Origin of the sequence: Acinetobacter sp. NIPH 542 (genome assembly GCF_000369825.1) — a bacterium.
Taxonomy (GTDB): Bacteria; Pseudomonadota; Gammaproteobacteria; order Pseudomonadales; family Moraxellaceae; genus Acinetobacter; species Acinetobacter oleivorans.
In genome coordinates, this window is sequence record NZ_KB850206.1 from 1,123,328 (window position 1) to 1,145,176 (window position 21,849).

General features: G+C 36.4%; 21 protein-coding genes. 13 read left to right on the forward strand and 8 right to left on the reverse strand.

The genetic code is table 11. The features are described from left to right. Nucleotides 1-14: 14 nt before the first annotated feature. Nucleotides 15-2,150, reverse strand: coding sequence for a TonB-dependent siderophore receptor (locus F886_RS10835; RefSeq protein ID WP_005304868.1), 2,136 nt, complete (start codon nucleotides 2,148-2,150; stop codon nucleotides 15-17). Between the two features lie 220 nt (nucleotides 2,151-2,370). Between F886_RS10835 and lpxB the strand changes: the two genes are divergently transcribed. Continuing rightward, entirely contained in the window at nucleotides 2,371-3,546 is a 1,176-nt protein-coding gene (lpxB, locus tag F886_RS10840; RefSeq protein WP_005304869.1) for a lipid-A-disaccharide synthase, read from the forward strand. On the opposite strand, the gene F886_RS10845 is transcribed toward lpxB, so the two are convergent. Continuing rightward, nucleotides 3,543-4,190: an error-prone polymerase regulator EppR gene (locus tag F886_RS10845; RefSeq protein WP_005304872.1), complete on the reverse strand. Its 648-nt coding sequence runs from the start codon at nucleotides 4,188-4,190 to the stop codon at nucleotides 3,543-3,545. The two genes, lpxB and F886_RS10845, sit on opposite strands and share 4 nt — an antisense overlap. Before the next feature lie 118 nt (nucleotides 4,191-4,308). Here F886_RS10845 and F886_RS10850 point away from each other — a divergent pair, with 118 nt between their 5' ends. The 4 genes from F886_RS10850 to F886_RS10865 are packed head-to-tail and all read left to right on the forward strand — an operon-like array spanning nucleotide 4,309 to nucleotide 9,342. Then, nucleotides 4,309-5,328 carry an HlyD family secretion protein gene (locus tag F886_RS10850; RefSeq protein WP_005304884.1) on the forward strand — a complete coding sequence of 340 codons (1,020 nt, stop codon included), beginning with the start codon at nucleotides 4,309-4,311 and terminating at the stop codon, nucleotides 5,326-5,328. Further along, on the forward strand, nucleotides 5,321-7,084 hold the full coding sequence (locus tag F886_RS10855; RefSeq protein ID WP_005304886.1) for an ATP-binding cassette domain-containing protein: 1,764 nt from the start codon (nucleotides 5,321-5,323) through the stop codon (nucleotides 7,082-7,084). Before F886_RS10850 ends, F886_RS10855 begins: the two co-directional genes overlap by 8 nt. Before the next feature lie 10 nt (nucleotides 7,085-7,094). Continuing rightward, the gene (locus F886_RS10860; protein ID WP_005304899.1) at nucleotides 7,095-8,219 is read left to right on the forward strand and encodes an ABC transporter permease; all 1,125 of its coding nucleotides are present in this window, start codon (nucleotides 7,095-7,097) and stop codon (nucleotides 8,217-8,219) included. A 4-nt stretch (nucleotides 8,220-8,223) separates the two neighbouring features. After that, nucleotides 8,224-9,342 carry an ABC transporter permease gene (locus tag F886_RS10865; protein ID WP_005304902.1) on the forward strand — a complete coding sequence of 373 codons (1,119 nt, stop codon included), beginning with the start codon at nucleotides 8,224-8,226 and terminating at the stop codon, nucleotides 9,340-9,342. Nucleotides 9,343-9,377: 35 nt separating this feature from the next. Here F886_RS10865 and F886_RS10870 read toward each other — a convergent pair whose 3' ends face one another. Continuing rightward, entirely contained in the window at nucleotides 9,378-10,247 is an 870-nt protein-coding gene (locus F886_RS10870; protein WP_005304905.1) for a DUF2797 domain-containing protein, read from the reverse strand. Between the two features lie 39 nt (nucleotides 10,248-10,286). On the opposite strand from F886_RS10870, the gene F886_RS10875 reads away from it, so the two are divergent. Together F886_RS10875 and F886_RS10880 are read left to right on the forward strand one after the other, a co-directional pair. After that, complete coding sequence (locus F886_RS10875; RefSeq protein ID WP_005304907.1) at nucleotides 10,287-10,748, forward strand: DUF6231 family protein; 462 nt, start codon at nucleotides 10,287-10,289, stop codon at nucleotides 10,746-10,748. Between the two features lie 99 nt (nucleotides 10,749-10,847). Continuing rightward, nucleotides 10,848-11,441 (forward strand): YidB family protein, encoded by a 594-nt coding sequence (locus F886_RS10880; RefSeq protein ID WP_005304910.1) that lies wholly within the window; start codon nucleotides 10,848-10,850, stop codon nucleotides 11,439-11,441. A gap of 108 nt (nucleotides 11,442-11,549) precedes the next feature. Here F886_RS10880 and F886_RS10885 read toward each other — a convergent pair whose 3' ends face one another. From F886_RS10885 to F886_RS10895, 3 genes are all read right to left on the reverse strand, one after another. Beyond that, nucleotides 11,550-12,656: a porin gene (locus F886_RS10885; RefSeq protein WP_005304913.1), complete on the reverse strand. Its 1,107-nt coding sequence runs from the start codon at nucleotides 12,654-12,656 to the stop codon at nucleotides 11,550-11,552. 255 nt (nucleotides 12,657-12,911) lie between these two features. Continuing rightward, a complete protein-coding gene (locus tag F886_RS10890) occupies nucleotides 12,912-13,325 on the reverse strand; it encodes an HIT family protein (protein WP_005304916.1) in 414 nt (137 codons plus the stop codon). A gap of 17 nt (nucleotides 13,326-13,342) precedes the next feature. Then, the gene (locus tag F886_RS10895; protein ID WP_005304919.1) at nucleotides 13,343-13,612 is read right to left on the reverse strand and encodes a YARHG domain-containing protein; all 270 of its coding nucleotides are present in this window, start codon (nucleotides 13,610-13,612) and stop codon (nucleotides 13,343-13,345) included. 864 nt (nucleotides 13,613-14,476) lie between these two features. Here F886_RS10895 and F886_RS10900 point away from each other — a divergent pair. Next, complete coding sequence (locus tag F886_RS10900) at nucleotides 14,477-14,941, forward strand: hypothetical protein (RefSeq protein ID WP_005304922.1); 465 nt, start codon at nucleotides 14,477-14,479, stop codon at nucleotides 14,939-14,941. 153 nt (nucleotides 14,942-15,094) lie between these two features. Here the strand turns inward: F886_RS10900 and F886_RS10905 are convergent, their stop codons facing one another. Both F886_RS10905 and F886_RS10910 read right to left on the reverse strand, forming a co-directional pair. Further along, complete coding sequence (locus F886_RS10905) at nucleotides 15,095-15,967, reverse strand: NAD(P)-dependent oxidoreductase (RefSeq protein ID WP_005304925.1); 873 nt, start codon at nucleotides 15,965-15,967, stop codon at nucleotides 15,095-15,097. 10 nt (nucleotides 15,968-15,977) lie between these two features. Next, nucleotides 15,978-17,063 (reverse strand): alpha/beta fold hydrolase, encoded by a 1,086-nt coding sequence (locus F886_RS10910; RefSeq protein ID WP_005304928.1) that lies wholly within the window; start codon nucleotides 17,061-17,063, stop codon nucleotides 15,978-15,980. Nucleotides 17,064-17,198: 135 nt separating this feature from the next. On the opposite strand from F886_RS10910, the gene F886_RS10915 reads away from it, so the two are divergent. The 5 genes from F886_RS10915 (at nucleotide 17,199) to F886_RS10935 (ending at nucleotide 21,481) form a co-directional block, all read left to right on the forward strand. After that, entirely contained in the window at nucleotides 17,199-18,386 is a 1,188-nt protein-coding gene (locus F886_RS10915; protein WP_005304935.1) for an O-succinylhomoserine sulfhydrylase, read from the forward strand. A gap of 194 nt (nucleotides 18,387-18,580) precedes the next feature. Then, nucleotides 18,581-18,814, forward strand: a complete 234-nt coding sequence (locus F886_RS10920) for a hypothetical protein (RefSeq protein ID WP_005304936.1) — start codon at nucleotides 18,581-18,583, stop codon at nucleotides 18,812-18,814. 281 nt (nucleotides 18,815-19,095) lie between these two features. Beyond that, nucleotides 19,096-19,425, forward strand: coding sequence for a YbaB/EbfC family nucleoid-associated protein (locus F886_RS10925; RefSeq protein WP_005304937.1), 330 nt, complete (start codon nucleotides 19,096-19,098; stop codon nucleotides 19,423-19,425). 9 nt (nucleotides 19,426-19,434) lie between these two features. After that, the gene (gene recR, locus F886_RS10930) at nucleotides 19,435-20,031 is read left to right on the forward strand and encodes a recombination mediator RecR (protein ID WP_005304938.1); all 597 of its coding nucleotides are present in this window, start codon (nucleotides 19,435-19,437) and stop codon (nucleotides 20,029-20,031) included. 325 nt (nucleotides 20,032-20,356) lie between these two features. After that, nucleotides 20,357-21,481, forward strand: coding sequence for a ribonuclease D (locus tag F886_RS10935; RefSeq protein ID WP_005304939.1), 1,125 nt, complete (start codon nucleotides 20,357-20,359; stop codon nucleotides 21,479-21,481). Nucleotides 21,482-21,849 lie beyond the last annotated feature (368 nt).

Consider the following 21,849-nt stretch of genomic DNA (forward strand, 5'->3'; position numbering starts at 1 on the left):
GATTGGCTACGATATTAATATTTAAACTTTACAGCAACTGTATAGTTGGCAGAAGGACCATAAAAAGCTTGGCCATCTGGAAAACTATTTAAATATTTCTTGTCAAAAATATTATTACCATTTGCCTGAAGCGTAATATGATCGTTGACTTCATAGCTCGCCATTAAATTAACTAAAGCATATGCATCTTGTTTAATCGTACTGTTAACATTTGAATCATATAACTTTATCCCATCTTGCCATTGTAAGCCTGCACCAACTTTTAGCTTCGGTAAAACTGGCGGAGTATAGGTGGTTAGCACGTTAAGTGTCTGGTTTGGATTATAAGTTCTTGCCTCGCCGCCATTTTTAATATCTTTAATACTAAATTGAGCATAACCGAAAGAAAGATTCACATTATTTGTGATTTGACCTGATAAGCCGACTTCTACACCTTGTGACTCTAAATCACTCGTTGGTACTTTTCGATTAAGTGGATTTCCATCAGAGCTGCGTAGAGGGTAATTATTTTGTTCAGTTTTAAATACTGAAAGTGTTCCTGTTAAACGGTCATCTAACCATGAACTTTTTACGCCCATCTCATAGCTTTTACCATCAATAGGTTTTAAAGCTTGATTGGTATCTTTATCAATACCAGTTTGAGGACGGAAAATTGAGGTGTAACTCATATAACCTGTATATTCAGGTGTAAAGTTATAAGTTAGTCCAACATAGGGTGAGACTTTACTTTCACTATATGACATTGGTGAACCATAACTTTCACCTTTACTTTCAGCTTGGACATAGTTTGCACCAAGTAAAAGTTTTAAATCTTCATTAAGATGTAAGCGTGTCGCAGCATAGATGGAATTAATATTTTGCTTATAGTTTGCAGCTTCTGTGAAATCTGACCAGGTTATAGATTGCGGTGTCCAACTTGACCAATCCGTAGTAGTTGATTTTATAACGTTACTATCGTTAATCGTTCCTGTAGATTGTTTATCTTGCTGATGACTACGTACATAGCTATAGCCTAAAGATGCCTCATGTTCTCGATTGAAAAGTTTATATGTTCCTTCTAGATTAAAATCGACAGCATGTTTTTCTTGGTGCTCTTGACCACCCCAAGGGGTTAGAGAAACACCTGATCCATCAGCTTTTGGATAACCATAATAATAAAGAAGACGACTATTATGCTTGGTATCAAGATAGTTATAGGTCAGCTTAGCGGTCCATTGATCATTAATTTTTTGCTTTAATTCAACAAAAGCATTTTGTGTTTCATTATCCCAGTGTGCCCAGTCAGGGTTGGGGTTATATGAGCGGTCATATGAAATTTGTTTACCATTAGCATCTAACAAAGGCAGAGCACCCCAGTTGTTTGCATTGGGTTTATTTTGTTCTTGGCTATAACCTGCGGTCAGTAAAGTACTATCTGTCAAATCAGCTTCAATAATACCTGCGAAACCATTTCTCTCTGACGAATATCGATCAAGGTAAGAATCACCAGTTTGCTCATAGCCCATAATACGGCCACGTACTTTTCCACTCGGTATGATTGCGCCAGAGACATCAGCTTCATAACGCTGCGTATCCCAAGAACCATAACTTACACCGCCACTTGCTTGGAATTCTTGAGTCGGGCGTTTTCTAATATTGTTAATTGTTGCGCTTGGATCACCGAAGGCGTTAGTTAAAGAATCAGCACCTTTAACGACTTCTACACGATCATAGAAATAAGTATCAGGATTCGTATTGTTATAGTTATAACCTGAGAGGGGAAAACCCACGCCGTCAGTTAATATATTTGAAATCTCGAAGCCGCGAGCCATATAAGTAGTTCGCTCAGTTTCTTGATTAGATACGGTTACACCCGGAGTATTTTTTAAAACATCTCGCGTACTGGTAAGTCCGAAATCTTCAATTTGCTGACGAGTAACGACATTAATAGTTTGAGGAGTTTCTTTAGCCTCTATATTAAGCTTGGTTGCGCTACTCGAATTCTTAACATTATATGCTTTGGTTTGTTCAGAAGACTGCTCAGCACTTGTGGCTTTAACTTGGATCGTCTGTAAAGATTGTACCTCTGAGTCTTGAGCATAAGTGAGGTTCGCATAACAAATCGCGCAGGCGATTACAGTAAGCTTAAATGGTCGAGGTGGAATATTCATAAGATTAAGGATAATGTAAATAATTCTCATTTATTTTATTGTTTGTAAATGTAAGCTACAATTCAAATTGCATTGTTAATTTAGATTAAAAGATGGTGAATGAGTGTAATTTTAGATCGCTTGTGCTGTGACTGCTTTTGGTAAGTACATATCGATCAAGTTCAAGATTGATAAACCTCTATGCTAGAATGCATTATTTCAAATTCTTGGGTAAATCGCCTTGGCAAACCGAAAACTTAAAATAGGCATTGTAGTTGGGGAAGTTTCTGGAGATACGCTTGGTGTGAAACTTATGCGTAGTTTTCGAGAACAAGGAATCGATGCCGAATTTGAGGGAATCGGTGGTCCTCAAATGATTGCTGAAGGTTTTAACAGTTATTACCCAATGGAAACTCTGTCCGTGATGGGGATTGTTGAGGTATTAAAAGACTTAAAAAAATTATTCGCTGTACGTGATGGTTTAATTAACCAATGGACTCAAAATCCAGTTGATATTTTTATTGGTATTGATGCACCAGACTTTAACCTTAGACTTTCGAAAAGTATTAAAGAAAAGAATCTTCCAATAAAAACAGTTCAATATGTGAGTCCATCAGTTTGGGCGTGGCGCCAAGGGCGAGTTCATGGCATTAAGCAGAGCATAGATTTAGTACTTTGCTTATTTCCTTTTGAAAAAGTTTTTTATGAACGATATGAAGTTCCAGCAGCATTTGTAGGCCACCCATTAGCTAAACAATTGCCACTTGAAAATCCAATCCAAATTGCCAAACAGCAATTAGGTCTTAATGAAAATCAAAAACATATTGCGTTATTACCAGGTAGTCGAAAAGGTGAGGTAGAGCGACTTTTACCTATGTTGCTTGGAACTGCCAATATTCTGCATAAGAAATATCCAAACATTCAATTTTTAATTCCCGCAATTAATGATGCACGAAAACAACAGATTGAGCAGGGGGTTGAACAATTAGCGCCTAATTTGAAAACTGTAATTCATATTTTAGAAAATACAGATAGCGAGTCTAAAGTTGGCCGTATGGTCATGAATGCAAGTGATATCATTGCTTTAGCTTCTGGGACTGCAACATTAGAAGCCATGCTCATGCATAGACCAATGGTCACTTTCTATAAATTACATTGGTTGACCTATATAATTGCTAAGCTTTTGGTGAAAATTCCTTATTATTCTTTGCCTAATATTATTGCGGGTAAGAAAGTCATTGAAGAGCTGATTCAAGCTGATGCCACACCAGAACATTTAGCAAGTGAAATAGAAAAACTAATGAATGTTGAGACAGCTCAAATTCAAGTGATGCAACATTTAACCATGCATAAACAACTTATTTCTGGAAATACAGAAGATCCAGTGCAGGCAATTTTGCAATGTTTAAATAGCTAATTTTTAATATTTGCTTGGCTAATTGCTTTTAAGCCAGCTAAAGAAAATTTCTTAAAATGTTCAACTAAACCGTGTAATGGCATCTGGGCAATATTTTTAAGCGGCTCAGGTGCTTGAGCATTTGGTCCGGCAATAATGAGCATCATGCAAGGTGTCATCACGCTTAAAATACAAGGCAACACCGCTGGATCATTTTCATCTAAACCAGCAACTTGACTAATGAGCTTACGAATAAGAAAAAATTTTCTCATACCTGCAAATTCAATAAAATTTAATAAATGCTCAGAAGGTGAAAAGAGTTCACGAATAAAGACTTTGCCATGCCAAACATCTTTTTCAGTTAACTTATGCAGCAAGGTCTCAAGTAATAAGCTTAGCTTTTCTTCTGGTGAACGAGTGCTTTCAACAAGTTCTAGTAAAAATTTTTCATCTAGATAGTGAGCGTGAGCTTCCACTAACACAGCTTGATATAGCCCGTCTCGACCATCAAAGTGATAATTAATTGCAGCCAAATCGACATTCGCAGCGTTAGCAATTGTTTTGTTCGCTGTCTTTGCAAAACCATATTGGGCAATTAAAGGTCCTGCTGCCTCAATAATTTTAGACTTGGTTAAGTCACCATCACTTCGTCTAGATCTGGACATGTTTAACCCTAATTTTCACTCACCATAAAAGTATATCTTTTATTCAAAGATTGGAGTAATTTAAATTTAAATTGAATTTAAACTAATAAAATTTGAATTTAATAAGAAGGCCAATAAGATGAAGAAAAAACTGATTGCCGTCGTCTTGGTTGTTATAGCTGTGGTTATCATCGGCTTTGGGGTATGGAAATATAATAATAAAAATCAAAAAGATAATGTATTAACTTTATATGGAAATGTTGATATTCGCCAAGTTTCACTTGCATTTGAACAGTCTGGTCGTATAGAGAAACTGTTAGTTCAAGAGGGTGATAAAGTTAAAGCTGGTCAAGTACTAGCGGCTCTTAATACCAATGCACTACACATTCAGGCAAAGCAAGCTCAAGCACAACTTAAAGCTCAACAAGAGGCAATTGTTAAACAAGATGTGGGTGCTCGCCCAGAAGAAATCACTCAAGCAAAAGCACAACTTGCATCTGCCCAAGCTGAGCTTGATAAAACCAATAAAAACCTGCAACGCTTACAAATTTTGGTAAGTAGTACTGATGGTCGGGCAATTAGCCAACAGGAGCTCGACTATGCCAAAAGTAATAAAGATAGTGCCGAGGCAGCAGTCCGTGAAAGACAAGCCAATTTAGAATTGATCATTAAAGGTGCTAGACAAGAAGATCGTGAAGCGACCAAAGCACAGTATGAAGTAACCAAAGCTAATTTAGATTTAATTAACTATAACCTTACTCAAGCTGAACTAAAGTCTCCTGTAAATGCAGTGGTAAGAGCTCGGTTACAAGAAGTTGGGGATATGACAACTGCGCAAAAGGCCGTTTATACATTGGCTTTGACCGATCCCAAATGGATTCGTGTGTATGTAAATGAACAAGATTTAAGTTCTATCAAGATGGGTGGCACGGCCCAAGTTATTCGTGATTCTGATTCTAATCAGCCCATTAATGGAAAAATTGGTTATATATCTTCAGTGGCAGAGTTCACCCCTAAAACAGTACAGACCGAAGAGATTAGAACAACACTGGTTTATGAGGTTCGAGTGTATGTAAATGATCCGAGTGATGAATTGAACATGGGCCAACCTGTGTCTGTAAAAGTGCCACTTGCTTCAGGTGAAAAAGCTCATGACTGATGGAACAGTAGTGGTTAAAGCTCAAAATTTGTTCATGACTTTTAAGGCTGAGAGTAAAAAGACAGCAGAAATTACGGCAATTGTTGATTTGAATATGCAAATTAACAACGGAGAACTTACCGCTTTGGTAGGTCCGGATGGCTCGGGAAAAACAACTTTATTAAGATTAATTGCAGGATTATATAAAGCGACTTCTGGTTCATTAAATGTACTTGGAATTGAAGTAAGTAAAAATCCGCAAGCTGTACAAGACCGTATTAGCTATATGCCACAACGTTTTGGACTATATGAAGACTTAAGCGTACAGGAAAATTTAGATTTATATGCCGACTTACATGGCGTTTCAAAGGATGTACGGGGGCAAAGGTTTAAGCGGTTATTGGAAATAACGGATCTTACTCAATTCACTCAACGCCTAGCAGGCCAACTTTCTGGTGGAATGAAACAAAAACTAGGATTGGCATGTACTTTAGTTCGGTCCCCAGAGTTATTGTTACTTGACGAGCCTAGTGTTGGGGTAGATCCTCTATCGAGACGAGATTTATGGATCATTATTGAACAACTTGTTCAGGAAGAAAACTTAAGCGTAATTATAAGTACTGCTTATATGGATGAAGCAGAAAAATGTGCCCAAGTTTATATCATGCACGAAGGCAAAATTTTAAAACAAGGTTCACCTGAACAATTAAAAGAAATAGCACATGGACAAACATGGAGTATAAAACCTTCAGAACAAATTAAAGCTCGGACCTTACAAGCCCAGTTACTTGGTAATTCTGTCGACGTTATTGATGCTGTTCCAAAGGGTGACCAAGTCAACTTTATTAGTCGTCAAAAAGAGCTATCAGCCGATACTTTACCTGAAGGGCTAAAAGCAAATACAAGACCACCTGAACTTGAAGATGCATTTATGATGCTGTTGCAGCAGACTCAAAAGCAATCAAAACATATACCTATTTCTGAGCAAGCTTTTCAATTAGCACAAAACGATAATTTAAAATCAGAGCAACCTATCATTGTAGTTAAAGATTTAGTCCGAACTTTTGGAGATTTTACTGCTGTTGCCAATACATCATTTACTGTACAACGTGGCGAAATATTTGGATTACTTGGACCAAATGGCGCGGGTAAAACGACAACATTTCGAATGTTGTGTGGATTGCTACCAGCAAGTAGCGGGTATTTGGAAGTTGCTGGTAAAAATTTACGGATAGCTCGTGCTGAGGCAAGAGCCAAAGTGGGGTATGTCTCTCAAAAATTTGCACTGTATAGCAATTTAACTGTCTTGGAAAACTTAAAGTTTTTTGGTGGAGCCTATGGGTTATCTGGCAAAAAAATAAATCAACAAATTGATAAAGCCTTACAGCAATACGATTTAAAACCTCATAGTAAAAGTGGTGATTTACCGGGTGGGTATAAACAACGACTATCTATGGCTGCTGCACTATTACATGAACCAGAAATTTTATTTTTAGACGAACCCACGAGCGGAATTGACCCGCTTGCACGGCGATCATTTTGGTACAGCATTGGTGAACTGGCAAATCAGGGCATTACCATCATTATTACGACGCATTTTATGGAGGAGGCAGAATATTGTGACCGCATTGCCATACAAGATGCTGGAAAGTTATTGGCCTTAGGGTCTCCCCAACAAGTCCGTAAATTGGCAAGTAAAGATAAACATATTGGTGACATGAATGAGGCTTTTATAGCAATTGTGGAACAAGCACGCGTGTTAAGGCACGCTGGTTAGGAGGTCTACAATGAGCTTTGGATTTTGGAATCGGCTGACAGCATTAGTTTGTAAAGAAAATAAGCAGCTCATTCGTGATAAAAGCAGCCTCGGGATTGGACTCGTTTTGCCTGTTATTTTAATTCTACTGTTTGGTTATGGACTTTCTTTTGACTTAAATAAGGCCCGAGTCGGTGTTGTCGTTGATCAGTCTTCACTACAGATCAATCAGGCTTTAGCTGGTTTAAATGGCTCACGATATTTAAGAAGTCAAGAGTTTCATAATTTGCCTGAAGCAGAGCAGGCCATTCGAGATGGCGAAATTGATGCCATCTTGCATTTTCCTTCAGATTTTGCCAGTCAGGCACAGCAAGGTAATGCCAAGGTTCAACTATTATTAAATGGGACATCCACTACCATAGCAACAGCCTTAGAAGGTTATGTCGCAGGTGCTTTAGCTACTGCGCCGTCTATACAAGTTGACCGTGGGCAAATATTAGCAACGTCAAGCGCCGTTAATATTGAACAACGAATATGGTTTAACGAATCTGGAAACAGTACTTGGTTTTTAGTCCCTGGCTTAATGGTACTTATTTTAACTTTAATTGGCGCATTTTTAACGGGACTGCTTATTGCCCGTGAAAGAGAACGGGGAACTCTTGAAGCTTTATTTGTTACACCTGTACGGCCATTTGAAATTGTATTAGCAAAACTTATTCCCTATGTGGTGGTCGGCATGATTGATATCGTGATCTGTATTGTTGCTGCATATTTTATTTTTGAAGTGCCTATGCGTGGTTCGTTATTCTCAATTTTATCTGCTTCATTTCTATATTTAATTGTCTCGTTATTACTTGGTTTAACTATATCTGGCTTTGCGCAAAGTCAGTTTCAGGCGAGTCAAATTGCTTTATTGGCAAGTTTTATGCCCGCGCTGATGCTTTCAGGGTTTGTTTTTGATACCCGTAACTTACCTTTGGTTGTGCAAATTATTAGTCAGTTACTACCGGCTACACATTTTATGATTTTAATTAAAACGTTATTTATGGGAGGTGATGATTGGGAGTTATGGTTTAAAGAATGCGGTTTTCTGTTGGGATATATCGTTGTTTTGATATGTGCTGTGAACTTTTCACTGAAAAAACGGTTGAGATAAAGTTATGTGGCAGCAACTAATCGCTTGGCTAAAACATTTAAGTTTTTTGGTCAAAAAAGAATTCTTAACCATTTTTAGTGACCCTGCAAATAGAGTCATTCTATTTGTACCAGCCCTCATGCAAGCGCTTTTGTTTGGTTATGCTGCAACTTATGATGTTAACCATGTCGATTATGCAATTTTAGATCAGAGCAATGGGCAGGTCTCACATGAACTCATCTCAAAACTAGATGGCTCTGGTATTTTTAAGCGTGTTGCAACACTTCAATATACCGGTCAAATCAAACAAGTTATTGATAGCCGTCAGGCACTGGTTGTAATTACGATACCGTCTGACTTTGATAGTAAATTAAATAATAACCAAAGTTCATCTATACAGGTGATTGTTGATGGCAGGAACTCATCAACTGCTGTTGTAGCTGGTTCATATCTAAATAAAATTGTTGGTCAGTTTAATCAGCAAAAATTTAACTTAGCTTTACCCATTAGCCTTGAAACAAGAACATGGTATAACCCAAATCAAGAGTCTCGATGGAGCTTAATGCCTTCATTAATTGCAGCCTTAAGTATGATGCAAACATTACTTTTATCTGCTTTATCAGTTGCGCGTGAACGTGAGCAAGGTACATTTGATCAGTTATTAGTGACACCGTATACGCCATTACAAATAATGATTGGTAAGGCCTTGCCTCCAATTTTTGTAGGTTTGATGCAATCAACCATTATTTTATTGATCATTTTGTTCTGGTTTAAAATTCCTATGAATGGCTCTATTGGTCTGCTTTATTTTGGTTTATTGAGTTTTAATGTAGCTGTAGTCGGTGTGGGCTTGTCAATTTCAGCATTATCTTTAAATATGCAACAAGCTATGCTTTTTACGTTTTTATTGATTATGCCTTTAATGTTGCTTTCAGGTTTATTAACTCCTGTAGAAAACATGCCGGAAGCATTACAAATAGCAACGTACGCAAATCCATTGAGGTTTGGAATTAACTTGGTACAACGAGTTTATTTGGAAGGTGCAAGCTTTGCACAAGTCAAATTCAACTTTATTCCAATGATCATACTTGGACTGGTCACTTTACCTTTGGCAGCTTGGCTATTTAGAAATAGATTATCTTAATTAAAAAGCCCCATTTTAGGGGCTTTAAAACTTACTTAGGCACGTACGATTAGCTCGTAACCCGTATATTTACGGATATTAATAACACCAATATCAAAAATTAAATATTGGCCTTTAATACCTTGTAATACACCACGAATTTTTGGTGTTTTATCTAAGTTTAGAGACTTAATTTTTTCAGGATATTGTTCAACTGGATAAACAAACTCACGTGGCAATTCATTTTCTAGTAGTTCAACCGTTTCGTTAAATTCAAGATTTTGACTAAATTCTTCACGAATAGTTTGAATTTTCGGTGCAAACTCTTCGATTAACTGATCACGTTGTTCAACCATATTTAAAGGTTCAGCTTCGCCTTTAAGGAGTTTGCGCCAATCAGTTTTGTCAGCAACTAAAGAACCAAACATAGTTTCAAGTTGACCAGATAAACGGCGTGATCCAACTTTTAAAATAGGTAAGGCTTGGGTTGCACCTTGATCTAACCAACGACCTGGCATATGGCTAACACGGGTAATACCCACTTTTAAAGCACTAGAATTTGCCAAATACACAATATGAGGTTGGAAACAAACATTATGGGCAAAGTCATCTTCACGACATGTACCTAAATGATAGTGGCATGTTTCAGGTTTCATAATGCAGAGGTCACATTCAGCTTTAGTTTTAAAGCATTTAAAGCAGTGGCCTTGAGAATAAGATTTTGGTGTTTTAGTGCCACAAGAAGTGCAATAAATATTACCTGTCCATTCGATTTCTAGTTCTTGTCCTAAATTAAAAGGAAGATCAATTTCTGAACGGTCTAATACAAATTTGTATTCAACATTTGCCTTGGTTGTCTGTTGATCAGTTACACTAGCATCTTTTAGGCCTGCATGCATTTTATGGCAAATGCCTTGTAGTTCCATAAAGTTTAAACTCACATCTTTCAATTAAGGGTTGCAGTTATGGCTGAACAAAATGTCATCACTTCTATGCTAGACGATTTATCAAACGAACAGCCCATTCATACTGCACTTTGTATTGGCCAGAAAATTGACCAGAATAACGCAATTCAATGGCACTATTTTACCGTAACTGAGCTTTTAAGTCTGCCTTTTACTCAGCGTTATGACTTGGGTTTTGTATTGTTTGATACAGATGAAATGCAGAACATAACTGAACTACAAAAGTCACAATTATTAGTGAAGCTAAGAGATTTATTAGCAAAACGAATTGTTGTAGTAAGTAAACGCAGTGATGAACAGTTATTACGTTCTTTAGGTTTCACACAACTCATTGATAAAACTTCACATGATAGTGATTTTGCTTTATGGCAATTTAACATCTTGACCTATAAGCATGTTCCAGATTGGTTTAATTCAAAGTTCTGGGCAAACCCAGAGAACTGGAATAAATTCCGCTGGTAAAATGGCACCAAATCTCTTTCAAAATTTAACAATTTGGCTTTTGCTGTCTTAACAAGAATCCGCGTATGCTCGTGTATAAACCATACATAAGAGTTACACATGACAAATTTAAGCAACATTGTAGAAGTTTTGGCTCAGCAAGCTTTAGGTGGGAACCAACAAGCATCAAGTCAAGGTGGTTTAGGTGGAATTTTAGGTTCAGTACTCGGACAAATGGGGGGCAATACTTCTTCTGGCGCACAAGGTGGTCTTGGAGGAGTACTAGGTTCTGTATTAGGTCAAGTGACTGGAAATAATAATAACGCACCTCAAGCAGGTGGTGGCGTACAAAGTTTATTAATTGCAGTTGTACCTTTAATCTTAGGTTGGGTTCAACAACAAGGTGGTTTGCAGGCTGCTTTAGAAAAGTTAAAAGGCGCGGGTTTAGGTAACCAAGTTCAAAGCTGGGTTGATCCAAATCAAAGTAATAGCGAAGTTCCTACTCAACAATTGCAGAGTTTATTTAATCCAGCTGACATTGAGCAAGTTGCTGCGCAAGCTCAAGCTCCAAAAGAGCAAGTTTACGGTGCAATTGCTTCAGTCTTACCTCAAGTCATTGACTCATTAACACCTCAGGGTGAAAGTACCGATCATCAAGAAGCAAACCAAGACATTCAAAACGTTATGAATCTTGTAAGTGATTTCTTAAAGTAAGCTACAAAGTAAAAAAAGCCGGTATAAAAATATCGGCTTTTTTAATCTGAACAATAAAATAAAAGGGCGTTAGCCCTTTTATTTTAGATATGAATCAAAGATAACTAATTAGAAGTTATATTCGATACCTGTACCTACAACAGTTTGCTTGTCATCATCATTCAACCAGTCGCGTTTTTGTTGAGCAACGATGCCGTAGAAGCGAGCTTGTTTGTTGATTTGGTAATCAAGACCTAAACCGTACAAGTCGATTTTACGATCTGCTTGACCACTTACTTGTGTTTCAGCTGAAGCATATTCAGCTTTCACTTTAAGTTTAGTGTTAGGAATTTTATAAGCAGCTGTTACTGCATATGCTTGTTCCTCTAAACCGCGGTAGGCTTTACCAGCTTTATCGATTGAACCATCTGATTTATATGATTGACCATATGCAGTCAATTCATCAGTAGGTTCAGCGTGTTGCCATAAAGCACCTACCACAAAACCTGATTTTGCGATGTCATAAGAACCAGTTACACGGTAAGCATCTGTATAAACATCTTTTAGACCGTAAGCAGCATATTTACCTTTAATACCAAAGTCACCAGCGGCAGCTACTGCTAAACCAAGATCTTTGTTTTCATAACCAAGCGCAGTAGACACAGAGTCAAAGCTGTCATTCTTGCTGTCTTTACCAGTTTCACCTTGTTTGCTGTCAGAGGTGCTTTCACCAGTTTGAGCCATAATGTTGAAAGTTAAACCAGCTAATAATTTAGGGTCTAATTCAAAACCAACTACGTTATCTAAACGGTTTTCACCGTACATGATATTGGTAATATCTAAACGTGTATCGTCATTAAAGATGTCTTGGTTACCACCAGCAGCAGTTTTAAAGTAAGAGTCGTATTTACCAACTTTTAAAGTACCAACACCTTCAGTTTTTAAACCAATGAAACGGTTACGAGCGCTAAGGTCAGTATCAGAACCTGAACCATCAGTAGAAATTGCCCATTCAGCTAAATAAACAGCAGATAACTTGTCAGTTAATTTCTCTTCGCCTTTTACCCCAATGCGAGAAGAGTTTGAGTTAACTTCGGTAACATCACTTTTACCATCGAAATTTTTATTATCAACTTGGTTAATAGAAACATTTAGTTTGCCATACAAAGTTGGCGCTGCTTGCACCGCGTTTATGCTCAAAGTTGCAACTGCGGCAGCGAGTAGCAATTTCTTCATTGAGATTTCTCCAAAAGGTATTTAAAAATGGCGTATGCCTAGTTAACTATTTATTTTGTAGTTGACTTATGTACAAAAAGTTACAAAAGCTCACCAACTTGCTAAGCAGTATCGGCAAACTTTGTGACAGGGGCGTGAAAAATAAATGACAGTTTTATGACGATTAAAATTTAGAAATAAATTAATTATTTTAGGTTTTTATAGTTTTTAGACGAAAAAAAGCGGAGTCAAAACTCCGCTTTAATATATTAAAAATCAAAGAGCTGCTTTAATTTTCTCAGCTAAAGCTTTAATTTTTTCTTGATCGCCTAACTCTACAGCATGTCGCCCAAGTTGATGCACATTTGTAGGAATAAGGTGAAAATGAACATGCGGAACAGTTTGTCCTGCTGCCGCTCCAGAAAGTTGCATCAAGACAATACCTTCTAAATTGAAGGCTTTTTCCATTGCTTTCGCAATTTTCTGAACAATTTGGATGGTATATGCGGCTGCTTCAGGGGGTAAATCAAGCAGCGTTACAGCTGGTGTTTTTGGAATAACTAATGTATGACCATCGGCTTGAGGCATAATATCCATAAAAGCTAGAACTTGATCATCTTCATAGATTTTTATCGCTGGAAGTTCATTGCGTAAAATTTTGGCGAAGATATTTTGATCATCGTATGCCATGTATTAGTCCTTTAAAATTATTTACATTTCAATTCTTTCTGACGCTCTTTAATAGCATCAAGACGTTGTTGCTCTTTGTCAGAAAACTTTGGTTTTGTCGTATGACAGTTTTCATTACCATATTTTTCTTTAGCATCAGGATCTTTGAAACAAAAGCCTTTTGATGCATAAATCAAATTATAGTCGTCTTGCAATTTCTGACATTCTTGCTCAGGCGTTGCAGCTTGAACGCTTAAACCAGCCATGCTCACCATGCCAGTAAAGACTGCAACCATAAATTTATTCATGAGCGTTTCCTCAGTTAAAGGTATGAACCTGTACTCAATATAAGGTTTATTACCAATATTTCAATGATTATTAATTACTCAAATGTCATTTTGGGTGATAATTTGTTCATAAAATAAATAAAAACTTTAGATATCAATAATTTATAAAAGTTAAATAAAAACATAAACTTAAGAGAAATTATATATATTTTTTTAGAATTTGATTCTTTTTAATTCACCTTTAACTTTTATTGGCGATATAAAAATATGCATATGATTAAGGTCATCAGATATAAAAAATTTTAGCAAAAGATGAGATCTTATAGCCTATTCCATTTGCTAAATAGACAAATGAAGTTTGAAATTAGGTCAATGAAAAACGGGAAGAGCAGTGACATTATCAAAAACACAAAACGTGATAATTATCACAGTTTGTGTTTTTAGGATTAAGTGGAATTCACTGGGCCCATTTTAATTTAGACGGAAATGGGCTTTTTCTTTTAAGCTGTAAAATATAAATAAGCCAAAAGTAATCTTATTTTACACTTCAAATGAAAGATGTATTGATTTTGCATGTTTTAACTTCTATTATATAGTCCTTAAATTGCTGCGTTTGATAGTTTTTTGTTTTTGTAGCCCATTTCTAAAATTGAGATGGGTTTTTTTTATTTAAGTTATTTCGAAATATATTAATTTACCCACAATCTTGTGAGTGGTAATTAGCTATATGTTTAATTAGTGTGATGCATTTTGCACACAACTTTCACTTTTACTATGGTGGTTACTTTTTAGCCTAACCCGCTTACATATAGCAATGTTATATTCATCATACTTCCTTAAAGGATCTGGTTATTCATCGGAGACAAGATTAAAAGGAAATAGAGAATGCCACAGTTTTTACTCATTGCTGAAAGAGTTTATAAAAAATCTGAAGAAGAAAAGCTTTTCTCAGAGGATATTATTGAGCACTTGAATCGCTTAGTTAGTATGATTCGACAAGAGATAAAAGATACTTCATATAAATTAAAATATAACTTTATTGATTTTGAAGAATGTTTAAATAAGCCAGCAAATGAATGTTCAGCTAAACTCGATATTAGTTTAATGCCAACATATAAAAATAAAGGTGAATATATTATGTGGTTAGCTAGTTTTATTGAAAAGATTACTTTGGGAGGAAGAGAAAAGTTCCCACCACTTGCTAATACTTTGCTTCCTAGCTGTATGCTTACCAATCCTTATTCAGCAAAAATGGAACAGGCTAAGGTTGTATCCGAAAAAAGTGCACAAATGATTGTAAATTATTTTAGATCCTCCGATTATAAAAAGGTTAATAAAGTACCTACGTAGTATAAAAATAATAATCTTTCAGATACTTAATGTTTTTATATAGAAAAATTTTCGTAATGAATGACATGAGTTTGCCATGTTTAAGGTTTCATACTATTCCTTAGGGAGCCTATTAAAATTAAGTTTAATAGGCAGTCATCTAAAAGATTCAATTTACTCTAATGTAATCTTTGTCCACGCTTCATACATTTTAACGGCCGCAGAGAAGTCACTGTTGTCTTCAGCAGTTAAATGAGCAGCTTGGATTAAACTTTGTGTTAATGACAAAAGCGGGGCAGGAAGCTTTGCTTGCTTGACTAAATCCAAAGCAATTCCTGTGTCTTTGGCAAGAAGAGGCAAGCCAAAGGTTACTGGAAATTCCCGACTCAATACACGCTGTGGGAAAATAGTTTCTGTTACCAGACTTTTACCACTTGAAGCGTTAATACACTCTAAAGCTTCGTTCAAGCTTACCCCATGCGCTTTTAAAGCACTGAAACCTTCTGCAACAGACCAAAGGTTGACCGCAAGTAGCATATTATTAACTGCTTTTACTGCAAATCCAGCGCCAGACTCACCGACATGTTTAATTAATTTTCCTACCGCTTGTAGAGCTGGTAATGCGCGTTCGAAAGCTGCAACATCACCACCCACCATTACAGTCAAAGTTGCGTTTTCAGCTCCTATGGTTTGACCGCTTACTGGAGCATCCAGAAAATCAACATTTAATTGCTTTAATGACCTGGCTAAGGCGCGGGCAGAGTCAGGAACCCCGCTGGTACAGTCTATCCAGACTGCTCCAGATTTAATTTCTACACTACTAATAAGCTCTTCTACATCAGTGCTTGTCGGTAAGCATGAAAAGATAATATCTGCTTGTACAGCTTGCTCTAATGAGACAGCCTGAGTGCCATAGTCTGCTGCATGTTGTTTGGCTTTTTCAAAATTTCGATTCCATACATAAACAGTATCGAAGCGTTTTGGTAAATGCGCTGCCATACGGTAGCCCATTGCACCCAAACCAATAAATGCAACAGATTGACTCATGACCTTATCCTTAAATTTGTGTTGAACGTTTGGCGAGCCAAGCAGCCAGTTTCGGCCAAAACTCCAGAGCACTTGCTTGACTCGACATTAAGCCTAAATGACCACCGGGGATGAGAGTAAACGTGACATCCTGACTGCTTGTCAATTGACTTAATGGCGAAGCAGCGTCAGCAGTGACCAACTGATCACTACGACCCGCGCCAACTAAGAGAGAACAATCTATATTTTTTAATTCGATTTTCTTATCTTTTAACTGAATAAAGCCACGTTTTAACGGATTTTGTAGCCAGACATTAAACAACATGTCCTGATTAATACCACCCGGATAGTCAATCATATTATTTAAAAAGTTACTTAAGGTTGCATGCTCTTGTACAAATTGCAGGTCATCAAGATTCTTCAGCAATTGCACATGTCCATCAAACCATCCTTTAGGATCAAGAATTTTGAAACCTAATGAATTTAAAATTCCGGGACTGTGGATCAGACGTTTTGGCAATCCAGAGTAAATACGTTCCTGAATTTTCTTATTGCGGCTAATCAAATGGTTCATTGTTCGATAGAGCTTGCCAATATGACCAGATGCATAACTATCTATTGGACTACCAAGAACTATTAAATTTTTAATGTAGTTGGGTTGGTTCAGAGCAGCATATAAAGTAACGAATATGCCTGCCATACTCCAGCCATGGAGCGAGATTTGCTCACTTCCTGAATGTGCTCGAACGAGCTCTATTACTTTAGGAATGAAATCTTCAATAAATGATAAAAAGTTAAGGTGTCTATCTTTAAACTTTAAGCGTCCCCAATCGACTAAATAAACATCAAAACCTGCATTTTGAAAGTATTTAATAAGAGAACGATAAGGATATAAATCATAAATCGCCATATTAATTGCGAGTGGTGCAACAAACACTAATGGTTCTTTAAATTTTTTTTGTGTTGCTGAGTAATAACGAATACGGGTTTGATTGAATTCGCCAATCACCTCAAAGGGGGTGCTTTGAGATAGTACTAATGTTTTTGAATGAAATAGTCGGGCAGAAAGGTGCTTGATTTGGCTTTGTTCTGAGACAAGGGACTTTAAGCGTTTCATCTTGCTTTACCAACTATTTACTAAAATTAAATAAAGTCTAAGCGATAATTTTAAGGTTTACCTTGACCTTAAATACCTTAGACACTCAAAATGATGATAGTTTTTTAGTACATGACCAGTAAAGGCGAACATTTAATGAACCAGTCTGATGATTTAGAATACCAACTTGATACTTTAGCCATTCGTACCGGGCATACTCGTAGTTTTGAAGGTGAGCATGGCGAACCGATTTTTTTGACATCATCTTTTGTATATGAAAATGCAGAAGAAGCTGCAGCAAAATTTTCTGGTCAAGTTCAAGGAAATATCTATTCTCGTTTTACCAATCCGACTGTATCGATGTTCGAAAAACGTTTAGCAGCTTTAGATGGTGCTGAACGTGCTGTTGCGACAAGCTCAGGAATGGGCGCGATTTTGTCAGTTACTATGGCATATCTCAAAGCGGGTGATCATGTTATTTGCTCAAGAGCAGTTTTTGGTTCAGTTGTTGCTTTGTTTGAAAAATATATTGCCAAGTTTGGTGTAGATATTACATTTGTCGATTTATGTGATTTGGACGATTGGAAAAACGCAGTACGTCCAGAAACTAAACTTTTATTTGTTGAGTCGCCGTCTAATCCTCTAGCAGAGATCGCAGATATTCAAGCGCTTGCAGATATTGCTCATGCGAATGGCGCATTACTTGCGGTTGATAACAGCTTCTGTACGCCTGTTTTACAGCAACCATTAAAGTTTGGGGCAGACCTTGTCATTTACTCGGCGACTAAATATTTAGATGGGCAAGGGCGCGCATTAGGCGGTGCTGTTGTCGGTAATCATCAGTTATTAGAAGAAGTTTTTGGTGTTGTCCGTACGCTTGGACCATCAATGAGTCCATTTAATGCATGGGTTTTCTTAAAAGGTTTAGAGACTTTACGTTTGCGTATGAAGGCACACTGCGAGAGTGCTCAAATTCTTGCAGAATGGTTATCTACTCATGAAAAAGTAGAAAAAGTTTACTACGCTGGTTTACCAACCCAAGAAGGTCATGAACTTGCTGCTAAACAGCAAACTGGTTTTGGTGGGATTGTTTCTTTCGTTGTTAAAGGCGAACGTGAAGGTGCTTGGAAGGTTATTGATAATACTAAGTTTATTTCGATTACTGGTAACCTAGGTGATGTGAAGTCAACAATTACCCATCCTGCAACGACTACACATGGCAAACTTTCTGCTGATGCAAAAGCTGCGGCAGGCATTCAAGAGGGGTTAATCCGTGTATCTGTGGGCTTAGAAGATATTAATGACATTATTCGTGATATCTCACGTGGTCTGGATCTGATCTGATTATCCTTATTGAAATAATTCTTTTGGGTTATTTTTTCATGAAACCATCTCTTTAATCGAGATGGTTTTTTTATATTTAAATGTTACTCAAATTTCAGAATTACAATAAAAAAACTACATTTTTATTTAAATGAGAGCTAAGAGTACAAGGTATAAAGACTTTAAATTTAATTAAAAGAAATGTGAGTCTTAAAATGCTTAAGCCTATTGCTATTGTCGTTGTAGTGGGGGTAATCGGGGTGGTTGGATACAAATTGCTGACTAAACCGAGTCAGAACCCAGTGAATGAGACAACTTTATTGATCAACAATGCAGAGAAGTCTGTTCAAGAAGCAGATAAATCTATTCAAGAAGCAAATACCTCCTTTAAAAAAGTTCCCTTAAGTGAATATAAAACAATTGATAAAGGTCTACAGGCATCTCAATAGTGCTATGAGTTTTTATTAGACTTTCAGGTATGCCATCTAAGTATTTAGGAAGTGTAACTAAATATGAGCATGTTACTCATGTCGCTATGTAAAATAGAGCTAGAGATACTGATAGAAAACATTAGCCTATTGTGTCAGAATTACGGATTAATTTGAGTTCAATGCACTAATCTGTATGTATTTTAATCGCATAGGTTGGTTCAATGAGATTAAGTTTTTATAAAGTATTACCAGATAACGCATAATACTTTAAAGATTTGATAGAGATACGGAGTAAAGTTATGAATATCAATATGCTCATGCAGCAAGCGCAGCGCATGCAAAAAGATATGGAAACAAATATAAAAAAGGCGAAAGAAGAGCTTGCTCAAACTGAAGTTCATGCAGAAGCTGGTGGCGGTTTGGTTAAAGTAACCATGACTGGGCGCTATCTTGTAAAACGTATCGAAATTAACCCTGAATTACTTCAAGATGAACCAGATATGATTGAAGATTTGATTGCTGCAGCGGTAAATGATGCTGTACGTCAAGCTGAAGTTATTTCTGAAGAAAAAATGCAAAAAGCGAATTCTGGTATGGGCTTGCCACCTGGCTTAGCGGGCATGTTCTAAGGAAATTCTGTGTTTAGCGATAGATTTGAACAACTCGTTCAAGCTTTACGTATATTGCCTAGCGTTGGTCCGAAGTCGGCTCAACGTATGGCATTACATCTTTTGATGAAAAATCGAGAAGGTGCGTTTGTATTAGCTCATGCTTTACATGAAGCTTCAAGTTATATTCATGAGTGCAGCGTTTGCCATTCTTTAACTGAACATGAAATTTGTGATATTTGCGCCTCAACTGAGCGAGAAGATCAACTATTGTGTGTGGTTGAATCACCAGCAGATGTCATGGCAATTGAGCAAAGCGGAAGTTTCCGTGGTAAATATCATGTCTTAGGTGGGCATCTTTCACCTTTAGATGGTATTGGTCCAGAAGAAATTGGTATTCCTTATCTGATTCAGCGTTTAAGTCAAGGCAAAATTGAAGAAGTGATTTTGGCAACAAATGCGACTGTAGAGGGACAGGCAACCGCTCATTATTTGGTAGAAGCGACTAAGCACTTACCTATCCAAATGACACGTATTGCTCAAGGTGTACCGCAAGGTGGTGAACTTGAGTATGTAGATAGCCATACCTTAAGTCAGGCAGTTCATAATCGTATGAGAATGAAATAAGCATTTCGATGCTTGTTTCATTGATGTCATATAAAATTGAATTAGATTTATTAATTTAGTTATAAAAGATGAATGTTATTTTGTCTTTAATTAAAAAACGTTTAAATAAAATATGAAAGCCCATAAGAATGAAAAAGATCTTATAGATTTTAAACAATGAATATTTGGAGTTAACTTTAAAAATATAAATAAAAGATCAAAAAGTTATCTATTTTCGAAAAATTGTTCAAAAATAGAGTATTCATAAAGGTTTAAGTGGTAATTTCCCACTTCTATGTTATATATACCAGAGTTCTAAGCACTCTTTGCATTTACTTGAGAAAGCATGTTTCAGTTTATCCAACAGCAAACCGATTTGGTTGATGTTCTTCAAAAAATGGATCAATGTTCGATATACGGACTTGATACAGAATTTATTAAGGTTGACACACTCTGGCCTAAACTTGGAGTATGCCAAGTTAATGTAAATGGCGATGTCTATCTGTTGGATGGTGTTTCATTAGATCTAAGTCAGTTTTGGAAAAAAATATTTCTCGCTCAGCAGAACATTTTTCATGCGTGTGGGGAAGACATCGATTTAATCTATCATTATGCTGATCAAGAAGATCTGCTTAATGTGTTTGATACTCAAGTGGGGCTTTCTTTCTTAGGCCATGGGCTGCAAGTAAGTTACCAAGGCGCGTTGAAGCTTTGCCTCGACATTGATATTGAAAAAGATCAAACAAGATCTGATTGGTTAGCTCGACCTTTATCGCCTCAGCAACTTTGTTATGCGGCAAATGATGTTCTATATATAATGAAGTTAGCGCATCATATTCAAGAACAGCTTAAGCAGAAAGGGCTTTATGACTATGTTCTTGAAGATTGTAGTAGTTTAACTAAAGAAATTATTAGTGAAACGCCGACAGAGTTGCTTTATAGCGATGTTGGTAATTATCGTCATTCGCGCCGTCAATTGATGCAACTGCAAAATTTAAGTGAATGGCGCGAATACATTGTTAAAGCAACGAATCAGCCACGTAGTTTCATTCTTAGAAACTCGACCATGATTGATATGGTTGAAAAGAATCCACGTAATAGTTTTCAACTCTCGCAAGTTAGAGATATTCGCCCAAATGTAGTTCGTGAATATGGAAAAACTATTTTAGAATTACTTAAAGATTTACCGATTGAAAGTGAATGGCCAACAAGAATTGCCAAACCTTTTAAAGTAACATCTAAAGAAACTTTGCATAAAATGGATATGGTACTTGCCCATGCAATAAGTGAAACTTCTATTCCTAAAGAAGTATTGCTTAGAAAGAAATGGCTAAATGCAATTCATCAACATGTTCTTTCTCAAGGGGATGAACAAGATTTGCCTGATTATCTTTTGGGTTGGCGTTATGAGCTATTAACTCAACCGTTAATTCAGTTATTTCAAGAAGAAAAACAAAGTCTATCCATTTAAAATGATGTGATAGTTAAAATTTAAAAGCTCATCTTCGTGATGGGCTTTTTTAATGAAGAGTAATGAATAATTTAAATTGAGTAGTTTTTATTTATAAATATTAGATATTTAATATTAATGGTTAATAAAGTAAATGTTTATGTTAGCTATATTAAATAATTAACTTTATTAAAAAGCTAGTAAAGTGATGGGTTGAAGTCATTTTAATTTGTAAAATTGATAATGAATTAAATTAACTTCTTCAATGAGAAAAATTCAATTGATTAAACATACAGGTCTGTATATTCTTGGTTGTAAGAAAAACAATTTCAATATAAATAATATATAACTATAAGTTTGTTTCGGTGCAGAAATAAAAAAGCCAACCC

Bases quoted from the DNA above. Each gene is read 5' to 3' on its own strand.
- F886_RS10910 (WP_005304928.1), bottom strand. From the start codon at position 17,063: ATGAAACGCTTAAAGTCCCTTGTCTCAGAACAAAGCCAAATCAAGCAC.
- F886_RS10865 (WP_005304902.1), top strand. From the start codon at position 8,224: ATGTGGCAGCAACTAATCGCTTGGCTAAAACATTTAAGTTTTTTGGTC.
- F886_RS10905 (WP_005304925.1), bottom strand. From the start codon at position 15,967: ATGAGTCAATCTGTTGCATTTATTGGTTTGGGTGCAATGGGCTACCGT.
- F886_RS10890 (WP_005304916.1), bottom strand. From the start codon at position 13,325: ATGGCATACGATGATCAAAATATCTTCGCCAAAATTTTACGCAATGAA.
- F886_RS10850 (WP_005304884.1), top strand. From the start codon at position 4,309: ATGAAGAAAAAACTGATTGCCGTCGTCTTGGTTGTTATAGCTGTGGTT.
- F886_RS10915 (WP_005304935.1), top strand. From the start codon at position 17,199: ATGAACCAGTCTGATGATTTAGAATACCAACTTGATACTTTAGCCATT.
- F886_RS10900 (WP_005304922.1), top strand. From the start codon at position 14,477: ATGCCACAGTTTTTACTCATTGCTGAAAGAGTTTATAAAAAATCTGAA.
- F886_RS10835 (WP_005304868.1), bottom strand. From the start codon at position 2,150: ATGAATATTCCACCTCGACCATTTAAGCTTACTGTAATCGCCTGCGCG.
- F886_RS10925 (WP_005304937.1), top strand. From the start codon at position 19,096: ATGAATATCAATATGCTCATGCAGCAAGCGCAGCGCATGCAAAAAGAT.
- F886_RS10870 (WP_005304905.1), bottom strand. From the start codon at position 10,247: ATGGAACTACAAGGCATTTGCCATAAAATGCATGCAGGCCTAAAAGAT.
- F886_RS10935 (WP_005304939.1), top strand. From the start codon at position 20,357: ATGTTTCAGTTTATCCAACAGCAAACCGATTTGGTTGATGTTCTTCAA.
- F886_RS10920 (WP_005304936.1), top strand. From the start codon at position 18,581: ATGCTTAAGCCTATTGCTATTGTCGTTGTAGTGGGGGTAATCGGGGTG.
- F886_RS10895 (WP_005304919.1), bottom strand. From the start codon at position 13,612: ATGAATAAATTTATGGTTGCAGTCTTTACTGGCATGGTGAGCATGGCT.
- F886_RS10875 (WP_005304907.1), top strand. From the start codon at position 10,287: ATGGCTGAACAAAATGTCATCACTTCTATGCTAGACGATTTATCAAAC.
- F886_RS10845 (WP_005304872.1), bottom strand. From the start codon at position 4,190: ATGTCCAGATCTAGACGAAGTGATGGTGACTTAACCAAGTCTAAAATT.
- F886_RS10885 (WP_005304913.1), bottom strand. From the start codon at position 12,656: ATGAAGAAATTGCTACTCGCTGCCGCAGTTGCAACTTTGAGCATAAAC.
- F886_RS10860 (WP_005304899.1), top strand. From the start codon at position 7,095: ATGAGCTTTGGATTTTGGAATCGGCTGACAGCATTAGTTTGTAAAGAA.
- F886_RS10855 (WP_005304886.1), top strand. From the start codon at position 5,321: ATGACTGATGGAACAGTAGTGGTTAAAGCTCAAAATTTGTTCATGACT.
- F886_RS10880 (WP_005304910.1), top strand. From the start codon at position 10,848: ATGACAAATTTAAGCAACATTGTAGAAGTTTTGGCTCAGCAAGCTTTA.